General features: G+C 41.1%; 2 protein-coding genes. Both read left to right on the top strand.

Going from position 1 to position 944, the window contains the following annotated elements; all coding sequences use genetic code 11:
- Positions 1-321 (top strand): hypothetical protein (locus tag NNN71_RS24715; RefSeq protein WP_271459594.1); only part of this gene is annotated, 321 nt, incomplete at its 5' end.
- Between the two features lie 19 nt (positions 322-340).
- Positions 341-823 (top strand): transglycosylase SLT domain-containing protein, encoded by a 483-nt coding sequence (locus tag NNN71_RS24710; RefSeq protein WP_167575671.1) that lies wholly within the window; start codon positions 341-343, stop codon positions 821-823.
- The last annotated feature ends 121 nt before the right edge of the window (positions 824-944 follow it).

The raw sequence follows: 944 nt of genomic DNA, 5'->3' as shown, positions 1-944 counted from the left end.
GGCCAATATGGGCTTTTTCTTGATGAAGTACAAAAACTTAGCCATTCATCTGCTTTTAATGGTCGCGTTCAGTTTCTGAAACATAAGATTCACGCTCAACAGCTTGGAGGAGACGGCGATTCGGGAAAAAAACTGTGTCAGATTTCGGCTGATAGTATGGCTATCGATGATGTTTCTGATGAAACCTATCATGTTTATGCTAAAGATAAACGTAATACTCTGCGGGGCAGGCATAAACAGTTGCTCAATGCCCGATTGAATGAACTTAAAGAAATATCTTATCACCCCCTCAGAATACGTAATAGTATCGACTGGATGTAAAGAGAGAGTTAGCAAAGAGATGAAGTTGATATTGGCAATTGTTCTTACTATGCCGTTCATTCGTCATGTTCATGCTGATTGCTGGGAGTTTACCGCTAAACGATTCAATATTGAAGTCCGGCTCCTGCAGGCCATTGCACAAGTAGAGTCAAGAATGGAACCGGCATCAATAGGTAAAAACAGAAATGGCACTCGTGATTATGGACTCATGCAAATCAATAGTATCCACCTTGACAGACTAAGAAAAAAAGGGATCAGTGAGTCAATGCTAGTGAGCGACCCCTGCATTTCATTATTGGTAGGCGCATCCATTCTGAAAGATATGGTCAATATATATGGTTACGGTTGGGAAGCCGTCGGTGCCTATAATGCTGGGGCTGCCAAAGGGCGTTACAACCTGCGAATGAAGTATGCTCGGCAGGTATGGCAGATCTATCAACGACCCGTTGGCGAACGTCTTGATATTCCATTAGAAGAATTCCATCGTCGAATATCTTTATGACTTAATTCCGATTTAAATATAATGGAGTTGTGCGCGTTTAATGGTTTTTTTCATCATAATTTCGTCATGATTGTGGTGCGTTGAAACACTATAGTGATTATATCTTTCTTCGCAAAAGAAC

Source organism: Kluyvera sp. Awk 3, assembly GCF_028069715.1.
Classification (GTDB): Bacteria; Pseudomonadota; Gammaproteobacteria; order Enterobacterales; family Enterobacteriaceae; genus Kluyvera; species Kluyvera georgiana_A.
This window is presented reverse-complemented; position numbering and strand designations above follow the sequence as displayed.